Origin of the sequence: Streptomyces sp. C, from assembly GCF_000158895.1 — a bacterium.
Lineage (GTDB): Bacteria > Actinomycetota > Actinomycetes > Streptomycetales > Streptomycetaceae > Streptomyces > Streptomyces racemochromogenes.
Window position 1 is genome coordinate 2,276,998 of the sequence record NZ_GG657750.1, and the last position, 22,417, is coordinate 2,299,414.

Consider the following 22,417-nt stretch of genomic DNA (forward strand, 5'->3'; position numbering starts at 1 on the left):
ACTTCACCACCGTGACTGCTCTGACTCTCAGCACTGCCGGCGCTGCGACGCTGCGCGCCGACGCCCTCGTGGTCGGCGTGGCGAAGGGCCCGAAGGGCCTCGTCGTGGCCGCCGGCGCCGAGGCCGTGGACAAGGCGTTCGACGGAAAGCTCGCCGCCGTGCTCGACTCGCTGGGCGCCACGGGCGCCGAGGGCGAGACCACCAAGCTGCCCGCCCCGGCCGGCCTGAAGGCCCCGGTCGTGCTGGCGGTCGGCCTCGGTACGGCGCCTGAGCAGGACGAGTCCTTCGACGAGGAGGCCCTGCGCCGCGCCGCCGGCTCCGCCGCCCGCGTCCTGCACGGCTCGAAGAAGGCCGCGTTCGCCCTCCCCCTGGACGACGCCTCCGCCGTCACCGCAGTCGCCGAGGGCGCGCTGCTCGGCGCGTACGCCTTCACCGCCTACCAGGGCGGCGAGAAGAAGGCCGCCAAGAACGGCGGCCCGAAGCAGCCCCTGGCCGAGATCGCCCTGCTCGGTGCCAAGCCGCGCGACAAGGAGCACAAGGCCGCGGCCGAGCGCGCCGTCGTCGTCGCCACCGAGGTCAACGTCGCCCGCGACCTGATCAACACCCCGCCGAACGACCTCACCCCCGAGGCCTTCGCCGCCGTCGCCTCCGCGACCGCGAAGGAGAACGGCGTCAAGGTCCAGGTCCTGGACGAGAAGGCGCTGGTCAAGGGCGGCTACGGCGGCATCATGGGCGTCGGCAAGGGCTCCGAGAACGCGCCGCGCCTGGTGAAGCTCTCCTACACCCACGCCAAGGCGGAGAAGACCCTCGCCTTCGTCGGCAAGGGCATCACCTACGACTCGGGCGGCATCTCCCTGAAGCCGGCCGGCCACAACGAGACGATGAAGTGCGACATGGCCGGCGCCGCCGCCGTCTTCGCCGCCGTCATCGCCGCCGCCAAGCTGGGCCTCCAGGTCAACGTCACCGGCTGGCTCGCGCTCGCCGAGAACATGCCCTCCGGCTCCGCCACCAAGCCGGGCGACGTGCTGCGCATGTACAGCGGCAAGACCGTCGAGGTCCTGAACACGGACGCCGAGGGCCGCCTGGTCCTGGGCGACGCGCTGACCAAGGCCTCCGAGGACAACCCGGACGCGATCGTCGACGTCGCCACCCTCACGGGTGCCATGGTGCTGGCGCTCGGCGACCGCACCTTCGGGATCATGGCCAACGACGACGCCTTCCGCACCTCGATCCACGAGATCGCGGAAGAGGTCGGCGAGGCCTCCTGGCCGATGCCGCTCCCCGAGGACCTGCGCAAGACCATGGACTCCCCCACCGCCGACATCGCCAACATGGGCGTGCGGATGGGCGGCGGCCTGGTGGCCGGCCTCTTCCTCCAGGAGTTCGTCGGCGAGGGCATCACCTGGGCGCACCTGGACATCGCGGGCCCGGCCTTCCACGAGGGCGCCCCGTACGGCTACACCCCCAAGGGCGGCACCGGCTCCGCCGTGCGCACCCTGGTGCGCCTCGCCGAGCGCACCGCCACGGGCGACCTGGGCTGACGGCCCCGGACCCCGTCGCGCGGGCGTCCGCGTACCACCTCGTGAGACGCCCGCTGTGACACGCGCCGCGCCCCGGGACCCCTATCGAGGTCTCGGGGCGCGTTCGCTCTGGAAGAAACGTCGAGGATCAGTAGGTTTCTACGCACGGGTAACCCGGATCTCGGGCAGAACGACGGTCCACAGCCGGGGCCCGGCGTCCCGCGTTCCCCCGACAAATGCGAAGATGGGTTCTCGGCAGGACAGGGCCCCCACCACAGGGCCGAAGAAACAAGCGGCCGATTACCAGCCGCCGCCCGGTCACAGAGGACCGGTGCCCGGCGCACATGCATGGAGGACGTGACGTGGCGAACGACGCCAGCACCGTTTTCGACCTAGTGATCCTCGGCGGTGGCAGTGGCGGTTACGCCGCGGCTCTCCGCGCATCCCAGCTGGGTCTCGACGTTGCGCTGATCGAGAAGAACAAGCTCGGCGGCACCTGCCTGCACAACGGCTGCATCCCCACGAAGGCTCTGCTGCACGCCGGTGAGATCGCCGACCAGGCACGCGAGGCCGGACAGTTCGGTATCAAGGCCTCTTTCGAGGGCGTTGACATCGCCGGTGTGCACAAGTACAAGGACGAGGTCATCTCGGGCCTGTACAAGGGCCTGCAGGGCCTGGTCGCCTCCCGCAAGGTGACCTACATCGAGGGTGAGGGCCGCCTGTCCTCCCCGACCTCCGTCGACGTGAACGGCCAGCGCATCCAGGGCCGCCACGTCCTGCTGGCGACCGGCTCCGTGCCGAAGTCGCTGCCGGGCCTGAACATCGACGGCAACCGGATCATCTCCTCGGACCACGCGCTGGTCCTGGACCGCGTGCCCCAGTCCGCGATCATCCTGGGCGGCGGCGTCATCGGCGTCGAGTTCGCCTCGGCGTGGAAGTCCTTCGGCACCGACGTCACCGTCATCGAGGGCCTCAAGCACCTCGTCCCGGTCGAGGACGAGAACAGCTCCAAGATCCTGGAGCGCGCCTTCCGCAAGCGCGGCATCAAGTTCAACCTCGGCACCTTCTTCGACAAGGCCGAGTACACCGAGACCGGTGTCCGCGTGACGCTGGCCGACGGCAAGACCTTCGAGGCCGAGGTGCTGCTGGTCGCCATCGGCCGCGGTCCGGTCTCCCAGGGCCTGGGCTACGAGGAGCAGGGCGTCGCGATGGACCGCGGCTACGTCCTGGTCGACGAGTACATGCAGACCAACGTGCCGACCATCTCGGCCGTGGGCGACCTCGTCCCCACCCTGCAGCTCGCGCACGTCGGCTTCGCCGAGGGCATCCTCGTCGCGGAGCGCCTGGCCGGCCTGAAGGCCGTGCCGATCGACTACGACGGTGTCCCGCGCGTCACGTACTGCCACCCCGAGGTCGCCTCGGTCGGCATCACCGAGGCCAAGGCCAAGGAGATCTACGGCGCGGACAAGGTCGTCGCCCTGAAGTACAACCTGGCGGGCAACGGCAAGAGCAAGATCCTGAAGACCGCGGGCGAGATCAAGCTCGTCCAGGTCAAGGACGGTGCCGTGGTCGGCGTCCACATGGTCGGTGACCGGATGGGCGAGCAGGTCGGCGAAGCCCAGCTGATCTACAACTGGGAGGCCCTGCCGGCCGAGGTCGCGCAGCTCATCCACGCGCACCCGACCCAGAACGAGGCCCTCGGCGAGGCCCACCTGGCCCTGGCCGGCAAGCCGCTTCACGCACACGACTAATCGTCACGGGCGCGACGACCACTTCCGCACTTTCGTTAGGAGCAACTGAAACCATGTCGGTTTCCGTAACCCTTCCGGCGCTCGGCGAGAGCGTCACCGAGGGCACTGTCACCCGTTGGCTCAAGGCCGAGGGCGAGCGCGTCGAGGCCGACGAGCCGCTGCTCGAGGTCTCGACCGACAAGGTCGACACCGAGATCCCCTCCCCCGTCTCCGGCATCCTGGCCTCCATCAAGGTCGCCGAGGACGAGACCGTCGAGGTCGGCGCCGAGCTGGCCGTCATCGACGACGGCTCCGGCGCCCCGGCCGCCGCTGCCGCCCCGGCCGCCGCCGAGGCCCCCGCGGCCCCGGCCGCTCCGGCCCCCGTCGCCGAGGCCCCGGCCGCCCCCGCACCGGCCGAGACCCCGGCCGCCGCTCCGGCGGGCGCCGCCTCCGGCACCGACGTCGTGCTGCCCGCGCTGGGCGAGTCGGTCACCGAGGGCACCGTCACCCGCTGGCTGAAGGAGGTCGGCGAGTCCGTCGAGGCCGACGAGCCGCTGCTTGAGGTCTCCACGGACAAGGTCGACACCGAGATCCCCGCGCCGGTCTCCGGCACCCTGCTGGAGATCCTGGTCGCCGAGGACGAGACCGCCGAGGTCGGCGCCCGTCTCGCCGTCATCGGTGTCGCGGGCGCGGCTCCGGCCGCCGCTCCGGCTCCGGCCGCCGCCGCTCCGGCTCCGGCCGCCCCGGCCGCTCCGGTCGCCGCCCCGGCTCCGGTCGTGGCCGCCCCGGCCGCCGCCGCTCCGGCTCCGGTCGCCCCGGCCGCCCCGGCCCCCGTGGCCGCTCCGGCTCCGGTCGCCGCTCCGGCCCCGGTCGCTCCGGCGCCGGCCGCTCCCGCCGCCGTCTCCGGCGACGAGGGCGCGTACGTGACCCCGCTGGTGCGCAAGCTCGCATCGGAGTCCGGCGTCAACCTGTCGACGGTCACGGGCACCGGTGTCGGTGGCCGCATCCGCAAGCAGGACGTCCTGGCCGCCGCCGAGGCCGCCAAGGCCGCCGCTGCCCCGGCTCCGGCCGCCGCCGCTGCCGCCCCGGCCGCCGCCAAGGCTCCGGCCGCGGTGTCCGAGCTGCGCGGTCAGACGGTCAAGATGACCCGCATGCGCAAGGTCATCGGCGACAACATGATGAAGGCCCTGCACTCGCAGGCGCAGCTCAGCTCCGTGGTCGAGGTGGACATCACCAAGATCATGAAGCTGCGCGAGAAGGCCAAGGCCGGCTTCCTCGCCCGCGAGGGCGTCAAGCTGTCCCCGATGCCGTTCTTCGTCAAGGCCGCTGCCCAGGCGCTGAAGGCCCACGCGGTCGTCAACGCCCGGATCAACGACGACGAGGGCACCATCACCTACTTCGACTCGGAGAACATCGGCATCGCCGTGGACTCCGAGAAGGGCCTGATGACCCCGGTCATCAAGGGTGCCGGTGACCTCAACCTGGCGGGCATCTCCAAGGCGACCGCCGACCTGGCCGCCAAGGTCCGCGGCAACAAGATCACCCCGGACGAGCTGTCCGGCGCGACCTTCACCATCAGCAACACCGGCTCGCGCGGTGCTCTGTTCGACACGGTGATCGTTCCGCCGAACCAGGTCGCGATCCTGGGCATCGGTGCCACGGTCAAGCGTCCCGTGGTCATCGAGACCGAGGAGGGCACCGTCATCGGCGTCCGCGACATGACGTACCTGACCCTGTCCTACGACCACCGCCTGGTGGACGGCGCGGACGCGGCCCGGTACCTCACCGCCGTCAAGGCGATCCTGGAGGCCGGCGAGTTCGAGGTCGAGCTCGGCCTGTAAGGCCCTGCGCACAGCCCCGGCTGTCGCTCGCGGCGCCCCCGTCCGGATTCGTCCGGGCGGGGGCGCCGTCGTTGCGGGGCCCGTTGTAACGAGCCTCACCCTGCGTCCCTGACCACGAGCGCATCGGAGCAGGCCGTGGCGGCCTTATTGTCTAGGCATCAGGCCCCGCGTGTCCGCACACACAGGAGTTGAACCCCGATGATCACCCCACCCGTCGTGCACTCGCTGCGCGAGCAGATCCGCGAGCACATCGTGGAGGGGATCGTCAGCGGCCGCTGGAAGCCCGGCGAGCGGATCGTCGAGCGGCGGATCGCCGTGGAGCTGGAGGTCAGCCAGACGCCCGTGCGCGAGGCGCTGCGCGAGCTGGAGACGCTGCGGCTGATCGAGTCGGCTCCGAACAAGGGCGTCCGCGTACGGAACCTCTCGGCGGCCGACCTGGAGGAGATCTACCCGGTCCGGGCCGGTCTGGAGCAGATCGCTGCCGAGCTGGCCGCCCCGAAGCTGGCGGCCGACTGCTCGGCCCTGGAGCCGCACGTGGAGGCCCTGTGGGAGGCCGACCGGGTCCAGGACGGCACGGCGCAGGTGCGGCACACGGTGGGCTTCCACCGGGAGATGGTGCGGGCGGCCGGGAACAGCGTGCTGCTGCACACCTGGGAGAGCCTGGGCATCGAGGTCTTCACGGCCCTGTCCATCCGGTGGCTGGGAACCGTCCAGAAGTCCTACGCGGAGGAGCACGAGGCCCTCGTCGCGGCGTTCCGCAGTCAGGACCCCGATATCGGGGTTCTGGTGAAGCGCCACGTCCTGGGCTGCGCCCCGCGCAGCGCCTGACCGCTTTCCGAACCCTTCTGACCTGCGGGTTTTAGCGATCCTCCAGCGGATTCCAGCCCCGTTGGCATGTACTGATGAAACCCGGCACCGGGTGCCTGCCTTCATGGCACCGGGTGCCGACTTTCGTCCCAGCGTCGATTATTCGTCACTTTTATTTGATCGATCATCGATCAGGGATTTACAGTCACTGCGGGCCCCAACCGGGTCCATCGACCCTGTCCTGCCCGTCAGGGTTTTCTTCACCACCTCCTCTCCTTTGTCCGGAAGGCGGCGCACACCGATGTCCGACCCCGTAGGAAAGCTTCCGAGCGAGCTCGACCAGCTCCCGGACCGCGACACCGAGGAGACCGCCGAATGGGCGGCCTCCCTCGACGCCGTCGCCAAGGCCGCCGGTACGCGCCGCGCCGAATACCTGCTCCGCCGCACCCTCCAGCACGCCGAGGCCGCCGGCCTCGCCCTGCCGAAGCTGCTGGAGACGGACTACGTCAACACCATCCCCACCTCCGCCGAGCCGGCCTTCCCCGGTGACGAGGAGATGGAAGCCAAGATCACCGCCTGGAACCGCTGGAACGCGGCCGCCATGGTGACCCGCGGCTCCAAGTACGGCGTCGGCGGCCACATCGCCACCTTCGCCTCCGCCGCGTGGCTGTACGAGACCGGCTTCCAGCACTTCTTCCGCGGGAAGGAGGCCGACGGATCCGGCGACCAGCTCTACATCCAGGGCCACGCCTCCCCCGGCATCTACGCCCGCGCCTTCCTCGACGGGCGCATCTCCGAGCAGCAGCTCGACAACTTCCGCCAGGAGTCCGGCGGCAACGGCCTGCCGTCCTACCCGCACCCGCGGCGCCTGCCGTGGCTGTGGGAGTTCCCCACGGTCTCCATGGGCCTCGGCCCGCTCTCCGCGATCTACCAGGCGCGCTTCAACCGCTACCTGGAGAACCGCAGGATCAAGGACACCTCCAACTCGCACGTCTGGGCCTTCCTCGGCGACGGCGAGATGGACGAGCCCGAGTCGACCGCCGCCCTGGCCCTGGCCTCCCGCGAGCAGCTCGACAACCTGACGTTCGTCATCAACTGCAACCTGCAGCGCCTCGACGGCCCGGTCCGCGCGAACTTCCGCGTCGTCCAGGAGCTGGAGGCCCAGTTCCGCGGCGCCGGCTGGAACGTCATCAAGACCCTGTGGGGCACCGCCTGGGACGAGCTGTTCCAGCTCGACACCACGGGCGCCCTGGTACGCCGCCTGCGCGAGGTACCGGACGCGCAGTTCCAGACGTACGCGACCCGCGACGTGGCCTACATCCGCCAGCACTTCTTCGGCGCCAACGCCGAGCTCGCCGCCCTGGGCGCGCTGCTCTCCGACGCGAAGATCGCCGAGTGCTTCCACACCTCCCGCGGCGGCCACGAGCCCCGCAAGGTGTACGCCGCGTACAAGGCCGCCCTGGAGCACAAGGGCGCTCCGACGGTCATCCTCGCGCAGACCGTCAAGGGCTACACGCTGGGCGCCGGGTTCGAGTCGAAGAACGCGAACCACCAGATGAAGAAGCTGACGATCGACGAGTTCAAGGACATGCGCGACCTCCTCGGCCTCCCGATCCCGGACAGCGCCTTCGCCGACGGCAAGGTCCCGTACGGCCACCCGGGCGCGGACAGCCCCGAGGTGCGGTACCTGAACGAGCGCCGCGCGGCCCTCGGCGGCCCCGCGCCGGCCCGCAAGGTCCACCAGGTGGCCCTGCCGGCTCCGGCGGACCGCTCCTTCGCCCCGCTCATCAAGGGTTCCGGCAAGCAGGAGATGGCCACCACCATGGCCTTCGTCCGCCTCGTCAAGGACCTGATGCGGGACAAGGAGACCGGCAAGCGCTGGGTGCCGATCGTCCCCGACGAGGCCCGTACCTTCGGTATGGAGTCCCTCTTCCCGTCGGCCGGCATCTACTCGCCGCTGGGCCAGACGTACGAGCCGGTCGACCGCGACCAGCTGATGTACTACAAGGAGGCCAAGGACGGCCAGATCCTCAACGAGGGGATCACCGAGGCCGGCGCCATGGCCGACTTCATCGCCGCCTGCACGTCGTACGCGACGCACGGCGAGCCGATGATCCCGTTCTACATCTTCTACTCGATGTTCGGCTGGCAGCGCACCGCCGACCAAATGTGGCAGCTCGCCGACCAGCTCGGCAAGGGCTTCATCGTCGGCGCCACCGCCGGCCGCACCACGCTGACCGGTGAGGGCCTCCAGCACGCCGACGGCCACTCGCACCTGATCGCGTCCACGAACCCGGCGTCGCTCAACTACGACCCGGCCTTCGCGTACGAGATCGCGGTGATCGTCAAGGACGGCCTGCGCCGGATGTACGGCGAGCAGCCCGAGGACGTCTTCTACTACCTGACGGTCTACAACGAGCCGAAGGTGCAGCCCGCGATGCCCGAGGGCGTCGAGGAAGGCATCGTCAAGGGCCTGTACCGCTTCAACACGGCCGCCGACCTGGAGGCCGCACCGGCCGCCGACGCCCCGAAGATCCAGCTGATGGCCTCGGGCACGGCGATCCACTGGGTCCTGGAGGCGCAGCGGCTGCTGGCCGCCGACTGGAACGTGGCCGCCGACGTGTGGTCCGCCACCTCGTGGGGCGAGCTGCGCCGCGACGCGCTGGAGTGCGACGAGGCGCTGCTGCGCGGCGAGGAGCGCACCCCGTACGTGACCCGCGTGCTGGAGGGCGCCCCGGGCCCGGTCCTGGCGGTCTCCGACTGGATGCGCCAGGTCCCGGACCAGATCAGCCAGTGGGTCCCGCAGGACTACACCTCGCTGGGTACGGACGGCTTCGGTCTGTCCGACACCCGTGAGGGCGCCCGCCGCCACTTCGGTGTCGACGCCCAGTCGATCGTGGTGGCCTCGCTGGCCCAGCTCGCCCGCCGCGGCGAGGTGCCGGCGTCCGCCGTCAAGGAGGCCCGGGAGCGCTACGGCCTCTGAGCCGTGTCCCGCTGACGTGCGAAAGGCCGGTGTCCACCCCCAAAGGGGTCGGACACCGGCCTTTGGCCGTACGAGCGGTGGCGACGCGGGGGTGGAGCCGTGATGCTGGATCCCGTGATGGACGAGACGGAGTTCTGGGAGATCGTCGACCGTACCCGCGAGGCCGCCGAGGGCGACCCCGAGGAGCATGCCGAGCTGCTCGTGGAACGGCTGGCGCAGCTCGATCCCGACTCCGTGCTGGACTTCGCGCGGCACTTCGAGTCCCGGTACAACCGGGCGTACACCTGGGACCTGTGGGGCGCGGCGTGGGTGCTGCTCGGCGGGGCGAGCGACGACGCGTTCGACTACTTCCGGTGCTGGCTGATCGGGCAGGGCCGGGAGGTCTTCGAGGGTGCGGTGCACGATCCGGACCGGCTGGCGGAGCTGCTGGGCGACTTCGACGAGGAGATCGACGGGGACGGCGAGGAGCTGGGGTACGCGGCCGACGAGGCGTACGAGCAGCTGACCGGGGTGGTGGCCCCGGACCTGGGCATCCCGTTGCAGGCGGAGGAGCCGGAGGGCACCCCGCTGGACTTCGAGAACGAAGCCGTGCTGGCGGAGCGCTTCCCCCGGCTCTGGGACCGTTTCCGTCCCTAGCGGCGTAAGCGGCGTACTAGTAGTGGGTGCCGCCGTCGATGCGGATCTCGGTGCCGGTGATGAAGGCGCCGTCCTCGGAGCCGAGCATCGCGACGACGCCGGCCACGGTCTGCGGGCCGGCGAAGCCCTGGCCGAGGGCGGGGGCGAGCTTGGCGAACAGGCTCCAGTCGGTGTCCTCGGGCAGGCCGGGGCCGGTGCCGGTGGTCATGCCGCTCTCGATGGAGCCGGGGGCGACGGAGACGAAGCGCAGGCCCTGCTTGCTGTACTCGGCGGCCAGTGCGTGGGTCATGGACTGGATGCCGCCCTTGCTGGCCGCGTAGGCGGACATGTAGGGGTGGGCGAAGCTCGCCGAGGTGGAGCTGAAGTTGACGACGACGGGCTGCTCGCCGGCCAGCAGGGCGGGGAGCGACTCGCGGATCATCAGGAAGGTGCCGGTCAGGTTGACCGAGATCACCTGGTTCCACAGGTCGAGCGTGGTCTGGTGGGTGTGCGCGGAGCGCAGGATGCCCGCCGCGTTGACCAGTACATCGACGCCGCTGCCGCCGAGGGCGTCGACGGCGGCGGTGACGCCGGTCCTGACGGCGGCCTCGTCGGATATGTCCAGGACGGCGGTGGTCAGCCGGCCGGCGTGGCCCTCGGCGGCCGCCTGGTCGGCGGTGGCCTTGAGTCCGGCCTCGTTGACGTCGACGGCGTGGACGCGGCCGCCCTCGGAGAGAATGCGGTGGACGGTGGCCTGGCCGATGCCCGATCCGGCGCCGGTGATGAGGACGCGACGTCCTTCGTAACGGTTCATGGGGCGAGCGTACCGAGGTAGTGACACGTTTTGCCAGACTGGCATGAAATGCATTCTTCAGCTAGTCCTGGCGTAGTCTTCACCCGTGAGATCTCCCCGCCCGTACTCCCCCCAGAGCGGCCCCGGAGCCCAGTCGCTGACCGAGCGCCGCAAGGCCGCCACCCAGCTCGACATCGCCCGCGCCGCGTGCGAGCTCTTCGCCGCGCACGGCCCCGACGGCACCACCGCCGAGGACATCGCCCACCGGGCGGGGGTCGCGCTGCGCACGTTCTACCGCTACTTCCGCAACAAGCAGGAGGCCGTGGCCCCGCTGCTGGCGGGCGGCGGCGACGCCTGGCGGGCGCTGCTCGCCGAGGAGCGCCCGGGAACCCCCCTGGCGGAGGCGCTGGAGCGGGCGGTGAGGCGCTCGCTGAGCGACTCCCAGGCCGTGGAGGAGGGGCTGGAGGTCACCCGCGGCCTGCTGCGCGCGGCCGCCTCCGACGAGGCGCTGCGGGCGGTCTGGTACCGGGTGAACCAGGACTCCGAGGAGCGCCTGGTCCCGGTGGTGGCCCGGCTGGCCGGCCCGGAGGCGGACCCGATGTCGGTACGCCTGCTCGCGGCGGCCGCCACGGACGCGATCCGCGTCTCGCTGGAGCTCTGGTCCGCCGGCGACGCCCCGGTCTCGGGCCCCGGCTCCCCCTCGGACCTGGCGGTCCGGGCCCTGCGCGAGCTGACCGGCGCGATGCCCCTGCTCCGCTGAGCGCGGGGCAGGGGCACCGGAAGAGGGGGTGCGGGGGGATCAGCGCCAGCCGCCCCAGTCGTCGTTCCAGCCGCCGTGGTCGTGCCAGTCGGCGTTGTCCCAGCGGCCCCAGTCGCTGTCGTTCCAGCCGTGGTCGTGGTCGCTCCAGCGACCGTTCCCACCGCAGTCGTCGTCGTCCCAGTGGTTCGAGTGGCGGTAGTCAGAGCGCGAGTCCCAGCCACCGTCGTGGGCGGAGGCGTTCGCGGCCGGCAGCAGACCCAGGGTGAGTCCGGCGGCCCCGGCGACAACGGCTCCGACGATCCTACGGCGCATCTTCATGCACCTCCGATACAAGTAGCACTTATCGGGCTTTTAGGTCCTATCCACCGTTACTCCGGTCGGGCGGCCTGTCAAAAGCAGAAGGCCCCCGCCGCTCTCCGGAAGAGAGTGGCGGGGGCCTTCCCTGCCTACGCTGACCTGGGGTTCTTACAGGTCGAAGTAGAGCTCGAACTCGTGCGGGTGCGGGCGCTGCGCGATCGGGGCGATCTCGTGCGTGCGCTTGTAGTCGATCCAGGTCTCGATCAGGTCGGGGGTGAAGACACCGCCGGCCAGGAGGTACTCGTGGTCCTCCTCCAGGGCCTTGAGGACGTCCTCCAGGCTGGTCGGGACCTGCGGGACGCTCGCGTGCTCGTCGGGGGAGAGCTCGTAGAGGTCCTTGTCGATCGGCTCCATCGGCTCGATCTTGTTCTTGATGCCGTCGAGGCCCGCGAGGAGCAGCGCCGAGAAGGCGAGGTACGGGTTCGAGGACGGGTCCGGCGCGCGGAACTCGACGCGCTTGGCCTTCGGGTTCGAGCCCGTGATCGGGATGCGCATGGCGGCGGAGCGGTTGCGCTGCGAGTACACCATGTTGACCGGCGCCTCGAAGCCCGGCACCAGGCGGTGGTACGAGTTCACCGTCGGGTTGGTGAAGGCCAGCAGCGACGGGGCGTGCTTGAGGATGCCGCCGATGTAGTAGCGGGCGGTGTCCGACAGGCCCGCGTAGCCGGCCTCGTCGTAGAAGAGCGGCTCGCCGCCGGCCCACAGGGACTGGTGGACGTGCATGCCCGAGCCGTTGTCGCCGAAGATCGGCTTCGGCATGAAGGTCGCGGTCTTGCCGTTGCGCCAGGCGACGTTCTTCACGATGTACTTGAAGAGCATCAGGTCGTCGGCCGCGGCGAGCAGCGTGTTGAACTTGTAGTTGATCTCGGCCTGGCCACCGGTGCCGACCTCGTGGTGCTGGCGCTCGACCTGGAGGCCCTGGGCGTCCAGCTCGAGGGAGATCTCGGCGCGCAGGTCGGCGAAGTGGTCGACCGGGGCGACCGGGAAGTAACCGCCCTTGTAGCGGACCTTGTAGCCGCGGTTGTTCTCCTCGGAGCCGGTGTTCCAGGCGCCGGCCTCGGAGTCGATGTGGTAGAAGCCCTCGTTCGCGGAGGTCGCGAAGCGCACGCTGTCGAACACGTAGAACTCGGCCTCGGGGCCGAAGAACGCGGTGTCGGCGATGCCGGTGGAGGCGAGGTAGGCCTCGGCCTTCTTGGCGATGTTGCGCGGGTCGCGGCTGTAGGCCTCACCCGTGATCGGGTCGTGGATGAAGAAGTTGATGTTGAGCGTCTTGTCCTTGCGGAACGGGTCCAGACGCGCGGTGGTGATGTCGGCACGCAGCGCCATGTCGGACTCGTGGATCGCCTGGAAGCCGCGGATCGAGGAACCGTCGAAGGCGAGCTCCTCCGCCGGGTCGAACGCTCGCGCCGGGATGGTGAAGTGCTGCATCACACCAGGCAGGTCGCAGAAGCGGACGTCGACGAACTTGACGTCGTTCTCCTCGATGTACTGCTTCACTTCGTCGGCGTTCTTGAACATCCAACTCCTCCTACTCCCGGTCCCGGGGCAGGGACGGGCTTTATAGCTCGTGGTGCGTCAGTGCGGTGCCGCACGCTGACCGACCATAAGCAGACGGGATTTCCCAAGCATGACCCATTTGTTTCGCACAAGTTAACCAGGGTCCGGTCCAGGCCCCGTGGAGGACCACCGGTACCGTGGTGGAGTGGACAACAGGCAAGCAATCGGTTCCTGGCTCTCCGGCCCGCGCGCGGCCGCCGAGGAGATGGGCGTCGACTTCGGCTATCCGGGCCAGCGGCTCGGCCTGCCCCGGTCGGGACCCGGCTCCGCGGCCCGCTTCGGACGCCGGCTCGGCGCCGTCCTCATCGACTGGATCGGCTGCCAGCTGATCGCGTACGGGCTCATCACCCACGGCGATCTGTCCGCCGCGGGGAACTGGACGCTGGCGCTCTTCCTCTCCCTGACCCTGCTGACCGTGGGCACCGTGGGATTCACCCCTGGCAAGCGGATGCTCGGCCTCCGGGTGATCGGGCAGGGCGGCGGCCGCCTGAGCATCCCCCGCGTGGTGCTGCGGACCCTGCTGCTGGCCCTCGTCATCCCGGCGCTGATCTGGGACCGCGACGGGCGCGGGCTGCACGACCGCCTCGCGGGCGCCGTCCAGGTCCGGATCTAAGGCCTGTCTGATAATTGATCTTGTGGCAGGTCGAGGTGAGTTGACGGACGCGGCATGGGATCGGATAGAGCCCTTGTTGCCGCAGGTGGACGGGCGCGGTCGGCCGTGGCGTGATCACCGGCAGGTGGTCAATGGTGTGCTGTGGCGGTTGCGGACCGGGGCGCCGTGGCGTGACCTGCCCGAGCGGTACGGGCCGTGGCAGACCGTCTACGAGCGGTTCGCCCGCTGGGAGGCGGACGGGACCTGGGCGAAGCTTCTGGAGCACGTCCAGGTCCGCGATGACGCGGTTGGCCGCGTGGAATGGACGGTTGCCGTTGACTCCACGATCAACCGCGCCCACCAGCACGCCGCCGGCGCCCGCAAAAGGGGGCCGCAGACGGGGACGAACTGGAAGATCCGGGCCGCTCGCAGACGCGCCAGGCCCTCGGCCGGTCCCGAGGCGGTCTGACCACCAAGGTCCACCTCGCCGTCGACGGCCGCGGCCTGCCCCTGTCCATCGTGCTCACGCCCGGCAACGTCAACGACGCCACCGCATTCGCCCAGGTCCTCGACGGGATCCGCGTTCCGCGAGCCGAAACCGGCCGCCCGCGCACGACACCGACCCGCGTCCTGGGCGACAAGGCCTACTCCAGCCGGGCGATCCGGCACCTGCTGCGGCGTCGGGGCATCGTCGTCACGATCCCCGAGCGCCGCGACCAGGTCGCCAACCGCCGGCGCAGAGGGCGCCTCGGCGGCCGTCCGCCCGCCTTCGACAAGGAGGTCTACCGCGACCGCAACGTGGTCGAACGATGCTTCGCACGCCTCAAGCAGTTCCGCGCGATAGCGACCAGGTTCGACAAGCTCGCCGACCGCTACCGCGCCGGAGTCGTCCTGGCCTCGCTGATCCTCTGGCTCCGTGAACCAGCCAGGTGATCATTTGTCAGACAGGGCCTAGCGGTACACCACCCGCGCACCACCGCCCGCGCGTAGAGGTGTACGCGTGCGGCGGCGGTGGCCGGAAAGGACCGGTCGTATACGCACAGGGGCGCCCCCGAGCCATCCGGCTCCGGGGGCGCCCCTGTGCGTGTACGAGGAGTGCGTCAGCGCATCTTTCCGCCGCGCGGCATGCGCATGCCCTTGGGCATCGGGCCCTTCGGGACCGGCATGTTGCTCATGAGGTCGCCCATGGCGCGGAGCTTGTCGTTGGTCATGGTGATCTGCTCGCCGGACAGGACGCGCGGCAGCTTCAGCAGCGTCGTGCGGACCTTCTTGAGGGGCACCTCGCCCTCGCCGGTGCCCACGATGAAGTCGTGGACCGGGACGTCGGGCATGATCCGGGCCATCTTCTTCTTCTCGGCCGCGAGCAGGGCCTTGACCCGGTTCGGGTTGCCCTCCGCGATCAGGACGACGCCCGCCTTGCCGACGGCCCGGTGGACGATGTCCTGGTTCCGGTTCATCGCGACGGCCGGGGTGGTGGTCCAGCCCCGTCCCACGTTGTCCAGTACGGCCGCGGCAGCGCCCGGCTGCCCCTCCATCTGCCCGAAGGCAGCCCGCTCGGCCCGCCGCCCGAAGATGATCGCCATCGCCAGGAACGCCACCAGGAGGCCCAGGATGCCCAGGTAGACCGGGTGGCCGATCAGGAAGCCGATCGCAAGGAAGACACCGAAGGTGACGATTCCCACGCCCGCGACGATCAGACCGACCTTCGGGTCGGCCTTGCGCGTCATCTTGTACGTCAGGGCGATCTGCTTCAGTCGCCCGGGGTTCGCAGCAGTCTCTGCGTTTGACTTCCTCGCCATAAGGCGAAGTTTACGTGTCCTGCGGGGTCCGGGTCGCCGCGGCCTCGAGTACGTGCTCGGTTTCCACGCGGTCCTTCGCCCGGCGGCGGTCCTCCAGGACGGCGGCCCAGGCGTTGCGGCGGGCACCGCTCATGAGCAGCGATTCCAGGCCGCGGAAGGCCTCACTGACGGACGGAATGGCGATGGCGCGGACTGGCGCGGCCTGCATGATGTCGACCCCTACTCTCGCTGCTCGCATCGTGGGCGTGTGCGGTGCGTGGATCCAGCGTCACTGACTGGTGTTACCAGGGCGTGACCGGTCGGTCAAATGTGATGGACACGTTGCAAACACAGACGCGACCCGCCGGGCTCCTCACACGAAAAGAGCCTAGGGGCCGCGTCGATGCGGTGTTACCGATTGGTAGGCATTGTGCGTGAGTTCACACTCACGCACGGTCATGTCCGGTCGTTGCGGCCGCCGGATCAGACGGCGGCGCGCTTCTCCATCGCCTGGTTGTACAGGCGGCCGGCGCGGTACGACGACCGGACCAGCGGGCCGGACATCACACCGGAGAAGCCGATCTCCTCGGCCTCCTTCGCCAGCTCCACGAACTCGGCCGGCTTCACCCAGCGCTCCACGGGGTGGTGCCGCGGCGAGGGCCGCAGGTACTGGGTGATGGTGATGAGCTCGCAGCCGGCCTCGTGCAGCTCCTTCAGGGCCTCCGAGACCTCCTCGCGCTCCTCGCCCATGCCCAGGATCAGGTTGGACTTGGTGACGAGGCCGTAGGCGCGGGCCTGCCGGATCACGTCGAGGGAGCGCTCGTAGCGGAAGCCCGGGCGGATGCGCTTGAAGATGCGCGGCACGGTCTCCACGTTGTGCGCGAAGACCTCGGGGCGGGAGGCGAAGACCTCCTCCAGCAGCTCCGGGACCGCGTTGAAGTCGGGGGCCAGAAGCTCGACCTTGGTGTGGCCGCCCTCGCGGCCGGCCGTCTGCTGGTGGATCTGGCGCACGGTCTCCGCGTACAGCCAGGCGCCGCCGTCCGCCAGGTCATCGCGGGCGACGCCGGTGATGGTGGCGTAGTTCAGGTCCATGGTGACCACGGACTCGCCGACGCGGCGCGGCTCGTCCCGGTCCAGGGCCTCGGGCTTGCCCGTGTCGATCTGGCAGAAGTCACAGCGCCGGGTGCACTGGTCGCCACCGATGAGGAAGGTGGCCTCGCGGTCCTCCCAGCATTCGTAGATGTTCGGACAGCCGGCTTCCTGGCACACCGTGTGCAGTCCTTCGCCCTTCACCAGGGCCTGCATCTTGGTGTACTCGGGGCCCATCTTCGCCCGGGTCTTGATCCACTCGGGCTTGCGCTCGATGGGGGTCTGGCTGTTACGGACCTCCAGGCGCAGCATCTTGCGTCCGTCGGGTGCGACTGCGGACACGACCGGCTCCCTGTGACTTCGATTCTTCGGCGCCCACCAGGGTACGCCCGTAAATTCGTACGCTCTTACGTCCGCCAACCGGGGGCTGGTCGGACGCATTCCCCCGGGCCGGTCAGGCCCCCGCGGCCTCGGTCTCGCGGGGCCGCAGCTCCGCGTGCTCCAGCACGTCCTTCAGGTGCCGTTCGACGACGGGCAGCACCTCGGCGATGGTGACCTCGCGGCCCAGTTCGTACGAGAGCGAGGTCACACCGGCGTCCCGGATCCCGCAGGGGATGATCCGGTCGAACCAGGTGCTGTCCGGGTTCACGTTCAGGGAGAAGCCGTGCATCGTGACGCCCTTGGCGACGCGGATGCCGATGGCGGCGAGCTTGCGGTCCTCGCGGCGCTGGCCGGCGTTGGACGGGGCGTACTCGGGGCCGTGCAGGCGGGCGTCGAACTCGTCGTCGCCGGTGCGCGGGTCCGCCGCGGGGACGCCGAAGTCGAGGGAGAGGCCGCCGGTCTGCGGGCGCTGCTCCACGGGGTCGCCGAGGACCCAGACCCCGGAGCGGCCCTCGACGCGGGTGGTCTCCAGGCCGAACTCGGCGGCGGTGCGGATGAGGGCCTCCTCCAGCCGGCGCACGTGGGCGACCACGTCGACGGGGCGGGGCAGCTTCATGATCGGGTAGCCGACCAGCTGGCCCGGGCCGTGCCAGGTGATCTTGCCGCCGCGGTCCACGTCGATGACCGGGGTGCCGTCCAGGGGGCGCTCGCTGGGGTCGGTGCGGCGGCCGGCGGTGTAGACCGGCTCGTGCTCCACCATCAGGCAGGTGTCGTCGATCTCGTCCGCGAAGCGGGCGGCGTGCACCCGGCGCTGCTCTTCCCAGGCCTCGGTGTACTCGACGGATTCCGGCCCGAAGCCCAGATGGACAAACCGAAGCTCAGTCACCGCAGCGCCTCCTCGTTGAACCTGCTGTGTGCACCTATCGCACTTCGGTCAAGAGTACGGCGACCCGTGCGCGGCCCTTCAGGCCCCCGGCAGCCGGCGGGGGCGCTTGCGGCCCGCGGCCGGCCGGTCCGGGTCCTCGTCGGCCCGGGGCAGCCTGCGGTGGCCCTCGGAGTGGTCGTTGACCCACCCGCACACCCCGCACGCGTAGCGCCCGTCCAGTCCCGCGATGAGGGTGCCGCAGCGGCGGCACTCCGCCTCGGTGATCTCGGGGGCGGGCAGCGGGGCGGTGGATTCCGCGGACGGGTCGGGGAGGTACGCCCCGTGGGGACGGCGGGTCATGTGGCGCAGAGTACGCGGACCGAGTGGGTCGGTCCGTAAAGAGCCCTACCCATTCTGCACACGATCGGATGAATGTGGGGCAGAGAGGGCGGTGTGAGGGGAGTTGGCCGCTACATTCACGCCGTTCACAGGGCCGGGACCCCGGTCCGTCACGTACGGAAACCGTGGAGCCGATGACCGAACGACCTGCCCAGCGTGTCCCCAACCGGCAGCTCGCGGCACTGATCGCGGAAGCCGGGTTCTCCAACGCCGGGCTCGCCCGCCGTGTCGACCAGCTCGGTCTGGAACACGGTCTGGACCTGCGGTACGACAAAACCTCCGTGACCCGCTGGCTGCGCGGCCAGCAGCCCCGCGGCACCACCCCGGCGCTGATCGCGGAGGTCTTCACGCGGCGCCTCGGGCGGCGGCTGTCGGCACAGGATCTGGGCCTGGACGCGTGCGCTCCCGTCTACGCCGGGCTGGAGTTCGCGGCCACCCCGGAGGAGGCCGTGGACATCGCGAGCGGGCTGTGGCGCAAGGACTCCGGCTCGCACGCCGAGCTCCGCAAGATCGCCTTCACCCCGGCCGGCCTGGTGGTGCCCAGCCGGGACTGGCTCATCGGACGCGCCGACGAACGCGTGGGCCGCGGCGCCGACCCGGCCGCGCACCGGGTCCCCACCCAGGGCCGCACCTCGGTGCCCCGGCAGCGGCAGGTCGACCGGGGGCCCGGACAGCGGGTGACCAGCGGGGACATCGCGGCGCTGCGCTCGGTCAGCGAGCTGTTCCGGACCCTGGACCACACCTACGGCGGCGGCCACGCCCGGCAGGCCCTGGTGCGGTACCTGGAGCACGAGGCCGAGCCGATGCTGCGCGGCACCTACGGGGAGACCACCGGGCGCCGGCTGTTCGCCGCGGCCGCCGACCTGACCCGGCTCGCGGGCTGGACCTCGTACGACATCGCCGCGCACGGGCTGGCCCAGCGGTACTTCGTCCAGGCGCTGCGGCTGGCGCAGGCCGCCGGGGACCGGCCGTACGGGTCGTACGTGCTGATCACCATGAGCCGTCAGGCGGTCTACCTGGGGCACGGCCGGGAGGCGGTGCAGCTGGCCCGGGTCGCCCAGCAGGGCGTGGGCTCGGGCCCGCCGCCGGTGGTGCAGTCGCTGCTGCACGCCTCGGAGGCGCGGGGGCACGCGGTGCTGGGCGAGGTGCGGGCGGCGACGGCCTCGCTGGTGCGGGCGGAGCGGGCGCTGGGCGCGGCCCGGCCGGGGGACGACGTACCGCACTGGGCGCGGCTGTTCGACGAAGGGCAGCTCGCGGACGAGTTCGGGCACTGCCACCGGGACCTCCAGCAGTACCGGGCCTCGGCGCAGCACGCGGAGCGCTCGCTCCAGCTGCGGGCGCCCGGGTTCGCGCGCTCGCGGCTGTTCTGCCGGGTGGTGCTGGCCACGGCGCGGCTGGGGCTGGGCGAGCTGGACCAGGCGTGCGCGCTGGGGGCGGAGGCGGCGCAGCAGGCGATGGAGATGCGGTCGGTGCGCGCGGTGGAGTACGTACGGGACTTCGAGCGGCGGCTGGAGCCGTACCGGGACGCGGCGGCGGTGCGGAGCTATCGGGACCGGGTGGCCGCGTTGTCGTGACCCGGCGGGCCGGCTGCCGGGGGCTCTGCCCCGGACCCCGCGCCTCAAACGCCGGCGGGGCTGAAATTGCCCCGCCGGCGTCGTCGGTGGTGTCAGGCGGCCGCCGGGAGGGCGGGCTCGGGCCGGGCGGGCAGCGGGATGCCGAAGTCGCGCAGCAGGGCGGTCGCCGCGCGGCGGGCGGAGTGCAGGGCGCCCTGGACGGTGTTGGAGTCGCGGTGGTCGCCGCAGACGTAGAGCCCGGCCAGGACGCGTACGGGCCGCTGCCTGTCGTGGGGCGGGGGCATCGCCGGGACGGCCTCCGGGGTGTGGTGGACGGCCAGCAGCTCCCAGTCCCGCGTCGGGGTCTCGTAGAGCCGGGCCAGCCGGGAGGCGACGGTCCGGGCGGGTGGCGGCGGGCCGTGCACGGTGGTGGTGACCAGGCTGCGGCCGGCGGGGGCCCGGGTGGGGTCGATGGCGCTCATCACGGTGGTGTGGGCGAGCGGCCACTTCGGGTCGGCGTCCAGGAGCAGGGAGCCGTCCCAGGGCAGGGGTTCGGGGGTGGCGTGGTGGATGACGGTGACCTCGTGGAAGGCCGGGACGCGGAGCCCCGGGAGGAGTTCGGCGGCGGCGCGGGCCCCGGTGGCGAGCAGGACGGCGCGGCAGCCGAAGTCGCCGTGCTCCTCGGTGGTGACGAGGTTGGTCGCCACCGACCGCACGCGGATGCCGGTGCGGATCGTGCCGGGCGGCAGGGCGGCGGCGAGCAGGCCGGGCAGGGTGGCGGCGCCGCCTTCGGGCACGGCGAGGCGGCCTCTGGCGAAGGTGCGCAGCGCGAGGTCGGCGACGCGGCTGGAGGTGGTGAGCTCCGGGTCGCGGAGCAGGGTGGACAGCAGGGGGCGCAGGACGCCGGTCACGGTGCGCGGGGGCAGGCCGCGGGAGCCGAGGGCGGCGAGGGCGGTGCGTTCGGGCCGGGCGAGGACGCGGTCCGGGGGCAGCGCGGCGAGCCGGCCGAGTGCGGCGCTGAAGCGGGCCTGGTCGAGGGAGCCGCTGGCGAGCGCGCGGGCGGGGGTCAGGGCCCCGGCCCGCTGCTGCCTGCCGTCGGCGCCGTGCACCAGGACGCCGGGGGCGAAGGGGCGCAGGACCAGGCCCGTGAGGCCCGGGGTGCGGGCCGGTTCGGTGTAGGCGGTGTTGAGGAGCTGGCCGACCCGGTCGAGCCGGAACCCGTCGGCCGATTCGGTGGCCATGCGGCCGCCGGGGTCGTCGGCGGTCTCCAGGACGCTGACGGTGACCCCTGCCGCGATCAGGTGGTGCGCGGCCGCGAGTCCTGAGACTCCGGCTCCTACGATGACGACGTCCGCGTGATGTGCGGCATGGTGTGAACTGCTGAGCACGTGCCCCTCCCCGAGGTCGGCGCGGCTTGTGTGGGGATCCTCCTTCCCCCAACGGGGTGCGGGAGAACCCGAGTCCGGCTGGGGATTGCGCACAACTCCGGTCGCACGACGGTCGCACACGGGTCACGAACGGTCGCACACGATCGCGCCCCTGCTCCCGCCTTTACTTGTTGATGGCCGCCCTGATCGACTCCTCGATGCCGGGGTACGTGAACGTGAACCCGGACTCCAACAGCCTTGCGGGCCGGGCCCGCTGACTGCCCAGCACGTCCTGCGAGAGTTCCCCGAGGACGAGGTGCAGGGCGGGAGCGGGCACCGCGAAGGGGACCGGGCGGTGCAGGACGCGGCCCATGGCGGCGGTGACCTCGCGGTTGGTCAGGGGCTGCGGGGCGGTGAGGTTGAACGGGCCGTCGAGGCCGGGCGTCTCCGTCAGGAACCGCAGGGCGGCGACCTCGTCGTGCAGGGAGATGAACGACCAGTACTGGCGGCCGCTGCCGAGCCGCCCGCCGAGGCCGGCCCTGAAGACGGGGAACATCCGCCCCCAGGCCCCGCCCCCGGCGGCGACCACCAGTCCGGTGCGGGCGGACACGGTCCGGATCCCGGCCTCCCGCGCGGGGGCGGCGGCGGCCTCCCACTCGACGCAGACGGAGGGCAGGAACCCGCTCCCGGCGGGGTCGGACTCGTCGACGGCACGCTCCCCCGTGTCTCCGTAGTACCCGACCGCCGACCCGCACACGAACACCCCCGGCGGCTCGTCCAGCGCCGCCACGGCCCGGGCGAGGGCGCCCGTCCCCAGCACCCGGCTGTCGCGGATCTCCCGCTTGTACGCCTCCGTCCACCGGTGGTCCCCGATCCCGGCCCCGGCCAGGTGCACCACGGCGTCACACCCCCGCAGCCCGTCGGGGTCGACGTACCCGCTCCGCGGATCCCACCGCGCCTCCCCCTCCCGGACGGGGTCGCGCCGCACGAAGCGGACGGTGTCGTGGCCGTCGGCGTGGAGGGAGCGGACGAGGGCCTTGCCGATGAGTCCGGAGGCTCCGGTGATGGCGATGCGCATGGCCCCAGTGTGGCCGCTTTCGACCCACCGCTCGCGCGGTTCGGCGCCGGGGCGCCACGCCTTCCCGACGCGCCGCTCGCGCCGCTGCGCCGGACTCCGTCCGTCGGGGCCGGGGCGGGGCCGGTGCCGTCCGGGGTGGGTGGGTCGTGTGCGGGTGGGTGGGCCGCTGCGCGGGGCGAGGTCCCCTACCCGCCCTTCCACCGTTCCCCGGGCGCTGCCCGGACCCGCGCCTCAAACGCCGGCGGGGCTGAAAGAACCGGACGCTCCGCGCCCGGCGCGCTCAAATGCCGCGCGGGCTGGAATTTCGCTACGCTAAACCCAGCCGCGCCGGCACCCTCCGGCCCCGGCCGAC

Annotated in this window: 19 protein-coding genes and 1 pseudogene; 10 read left to right on the forward strand and 10 right to left on the reverse strand. The window is 71.5% G+C overall.

Features of this window, described 5'->3' with window-relative positions; all coding sequences use genetic code 11:
• The first annotated feature begins 11 nt into the window (after positions 1-11).
• From SSNG_RS10085 to SSNG_RS10110, 6 genes are all read left to right on the forward strand, one after another.
• Entirely contained in the window at positions 12-1,541 is a 1,530-nt protein-coding gene (locus SSNG_RS10085) for a leucyl aminopeptidase (protein ID WP_007263720.1), read from the forward strand.
• A 341-nt stretch (positions 1,542-1,882) separates the two neighbouring features.
• On the forward strand, positions 1,883-3,271 hold the full coding sequence (lpdA, locus tag SSNG_RS10090) for a dihydrolipoyl dehydrogenase (RefSeq protein WP_042800828.1): 1,389 nt from the start codon (positions 1,883-1,885) through the stop codon (positions 3,269-3,271).
• Positions 3,272-3,324: 53 nt separating this feature from the next.
• Positions 3,325-5,091: a 2-oxoglutarate dehydrogenase, E2 component, dihydrolipoamide succinyltransferase gene (gene sucB, locus SSNG_RS10095; RefSeq protein WP_007263722.1), complete on the forward strand. Its 1,767-nt coding sequence runs from the start codon at positions 3,325-3,327 to the stop codon at positions 5,089-5,091.
• Between the two features lie 201 nt (positions 5,092-5,292).
• A complete protein-coding gene (locus SSNG_RS10100; protein ID WP_042803220.1) occupies positions 5,293-5,919 on the forward strand; it encodes a GntR family transcriptional regulator in 627 nt (208 codons plus the stop codon).
• Positions 5,920-6,199: 280 nt separating this feature from the next.
• Positions 6,200-8,881, forward strand: a complete 2,682-nt coding sequence (gene aceE / locus SSNG_RS10105) for a pyruvate dehydrogenase (acetyl-transferring), homodimeric type (RefSeq protein WP_042800829.1) — start codon at positions 6,200-6,202, stop codon at positions 8,879-8,881.
• A gap of 117 nt (positions 8,882-8,998) precedes the next feature.
• Positions 8,999-9,517: a DUF4240 domain-containing protein gene (locus SSNG_RS10110; protein WP_042803223.1), complete on the forward strand. Its 519-nt coding sequence runs from the start codon at positions 8,999-9,001 to the stop codon at positions 9,515-9,517.
• Between the two features lie 16 nt (positions 9,518-9,533).
• Here the strand turns inward: SSNG_RS10110 and SSNG_RS10115 are convergent, their stop codons facing one another.
• Positions 9,534-10,310, reverse strand: coding sequence for an SDR family NAD(P)-dependent oxidoreductase (locus SSNG_RS10115; RefSeq protein ID WP_042800830.1), 777 nt, complete (start codon positions 10,308-10,310; stop codon positions 9,534-9,536).
• A gap of 85 nt (positions 10,311-10,395) precedes the next feature.
• On the opposite strand from SSNG_RS10115, the gene SSNG_RS10120 reads away from it, so the two are divergent.
• Positions 10,396-11,049 (forward strand): TetR/AcrR family transcriptional regulator, encoded by a 654-nt coding sequence (locus tag SSNG_RS10120; protein WP_007263727.1) that lies wholly within the window; start codon positions 10,396-10,398, stop codon positions 11,047-11,049.
• A 39-nt stretch (positions 11,050-11,088) separates the two neighbouring features.
• Here the strand turns inward: SSNG_RS10120 and SSNG_RS10125 are convergent, their stop codons facing one another.
• Entirely contained in the window at positions 11,089-11,367 is a 279-nt protein-coding gene (locus SSNG_RS10125) for a hypothetical protein (RefSeq protein ID WP_007263728.1), read from the reverse strand.
• Positions 11,368-11,514: 147 nt separating this feature from the next.
• Positions 11,515-12,924 carry a type I glutamate--ammonia ligase gene (glnA, locus tag SSNG_RS10130; protein WP_007263729.1) on the reverse strand — a complete coding sequence of 470 codons (1,410 nt, stop codon included), beginning with the start codon at positions 12,922-12,924 and terminating at the stop codon, positions 11,515-11,517.
• Between the two features lie 184 nt (positions 12,925-13,108).
• Between glnA and SSNG_RS10135 the strand changes: the two genes are divergently transcribed.
• Together SSNG_RS10135 and SSNG_RS39330 are read left to right on the forward strand one after the other, a co-directional pair.
• Positions 13,109-13,576, forward strand: a complete 468-nt coding sequence (locus SSNG_RS10135) for an RDD family protein (RefSeq protein ID WP_007263730.1) — start codon at positions 13,109-13,111, stop codon at positions 13,574-13,576.
• Between the two features lie 22 nt (positions 13,577-13,598).
• A pseudogene (locus SSNG_RS39330) lies at positions 13,599-14,510 on the forward strand (IS5 family transposase).
• 145 nt (positions 14,511-14,655) lie between these two features.
• Here SSNG_RS39330 and SSNG_RS10150 read toward each other — a convergent pair.
• The 5 genes from SSNG_RS10150 to SSNG_RS10170 all read right to left on the reverse strand — a co-directional run bounded on the left by SSNG_RS10150 (position 14,656) and on the right by SSNG_RS10170 (position 18,028).
• Positions 14,656-15,354 (reverse strand): DUF4191 domain-containing protein, encoded by a 699-nt coding sequence (locus tag SSNG_RS10150; protein WP_007263731.1) that lies wholly within the window; start codon positions 15,352-15,354, stop codon positions 14,656-14,658.
• Between the two features lie 10 nt (positions 15,355-15,364).
• Positions 15,365-15,562 (reverse strand): hypothetical protein, encoded by a 198-nt coding sequence (locus tag SSNG_RS10155; RefSeq protein WP_007263732.1) that lies wholly within the window; start codon positions 15,560-15,562, stop codon positions 15,365-15,367.
• Between the two features lie 254 nt (positions 15,563-15,816).
• Complete coding sequence (gene lipA, locus SSNG_RS10160) at positions 15,817-16,764, reverse strand: lipoyl synthase (protein ID WP_007263733.1); 948 nt, start codon at positions 16,762-16,764, stop codon at positions 15,817-15,819.
• A 112-nt stretch (positions 16,765-16,876) separates the two neighbouring features.
• The gene (gene lipB, locus SSNG_RS10165; RefSeq protein ID WP_007263734.1) at positions 16,877-17,689 is read right to left on the reverse strand and encodes a lipoyl(octanoyl) transferase LipB; all 813 of its coding nucleotides are present in this window, start codon (positions 17,687-17,689) and stop codon (positions 16,877-16,879) included.
• A gap of 78 nt (positions 17,690-17,767) precedes the next feature.
• Entirely contained in the window at positions 17,768-18,028 is a 261-nt protein-coding gene (locus SSNG_RS10170) for a hypothetical protein (RefSeq protein WP_007263735.1), read from the reverse strand.
• A 173-nt stretch (positions 18,029-18,201) separates the two neighbouring features.
• On the opposite strand from SSNG_RS10170, the gene SSNG_RS10175 reads away from it, so the two are divergent.
• The gene (locus SSNG_RS10175) at positions 18,202-19,641 is read left to right on the forward strand and encodes a hypothetical protein (RefSeq protein ID WP_007263736.1); all 1,440 of its coding nucleotides are present in this window, start codon (positions 18,202-18,204) and stop codon (positions 19,639-19,641) included.
• A gap of 92 nt (positions 19,642-19,733) precedes the next feature.
• Here SSNG_RS10175 and SSNG_RS10180 read toward each other — a convergent pair whose 3' ends face one another.
• Together SSNG_RS10180 and SSNG_RS10185 are read right to left on the reverse strand one after the other, a co-directional pair.
• Positions 19,734-21,008, reverse strand: a complete 1,275-nt coding sequence (locus tag SSNG_RS10180; RefSeq protein WP_042800831.1) for an FAD-dependent oxidoreductase — start codon at positions 21,006-21,008, stop codon at positions 19,734-19,736.
• Positions 21,009-21,171: 163 nt separating this feature from the next.
• Entirely contained in the window at positions 21,172-22,065 is an 894-nt protein-coding gene (locus tag SSNG_RS10185; RefSeq protein ID WP_007263738.1) for a TIGR01777 family oxidoreductase, read from the reverse strand.
• Positions 22,066-22,417 lie beyond the last annotated feature (352 nt).

Bases quoted from the DNA above. Each gene is read 5' to 3' on its own strand.
- sucB (WP_007263722.1), top strand. From the start codon at position 3,325: ATGTCGGTTTCCGTAACCCTTCCGGCGCTCGGCGAGAGCGTCACCGAG.
- aceE (WP_042800829.1), top strand. From the start codon at position 6,200: ATGTCCGACCCCGTAGGAAAGCTTCCGAGCGAGCTCGACCAGCTCCCG.
- SSNG_RS10110 (WP_042803223.1), top strand. From the start codon at position 8,999: ATGGACGAGACGGAGTTCTGGGAGATCGTCGACCGTACCCGCGAGGCC.
- SSNG_RS10115 (WP_042800830.1), bottom strand. From the start codon at position 10,310: ATGAACCGTTACGAAGGACGTCGCGTCCTCATCACCGGCGCCGGATCG.
- SSNG_RS10125 (WP_007263728.1), bottom strand. From the start codon at position 11,367: ATGAAGATGCGCCGTAGGATCGTCGGAGCCGTTGTCGCCGGGGCCGCC.
- glnA (WP_007263729.1), bottom strand. From the start codon at position 12,924: ATGTTCAAGAACGCCGACGAAGTGAAGCAGTACATCGAGGAGAACGAC.
- SSNG_RS10150 (WP_007263731.1), bottom strand. From the start codon at position 15,354: ATGGCGAGGAAGTCAAACGCAGAGACTGCTGCGAACCCCGGGCGACTG.
- SSNG_RS10155 (WP_007263732.1), bottom strand. From the start codon at position 15,562: ATGCAGGCCGCGCCAGTCCGCGCCATCGCCATTCCGTCCGTCAGTGAG.
- SSNG_RS10170 (WP_007263735.1), bottom strand. From the start codon at position 18,028: ATGACCCGCCGTCCCCACGGGGCGTACCTCCCCGACCCGTCCGCGGAA.
- SSNG_RS10175 (WP_007263736.1), top strand. From the start codon at position 18,202: ATGACCGAACGACCTGCCCAGCGTGTCCCCAACCGGCAGCTCGCGGCA.
- SSNG_RS10185 (WP_007263738.1), bottom strand. From the start codon at position 22,065: ATGCGCATCGCCATCACCGGAGCCTCCGGACTCATCGGCAAGGCCCTC.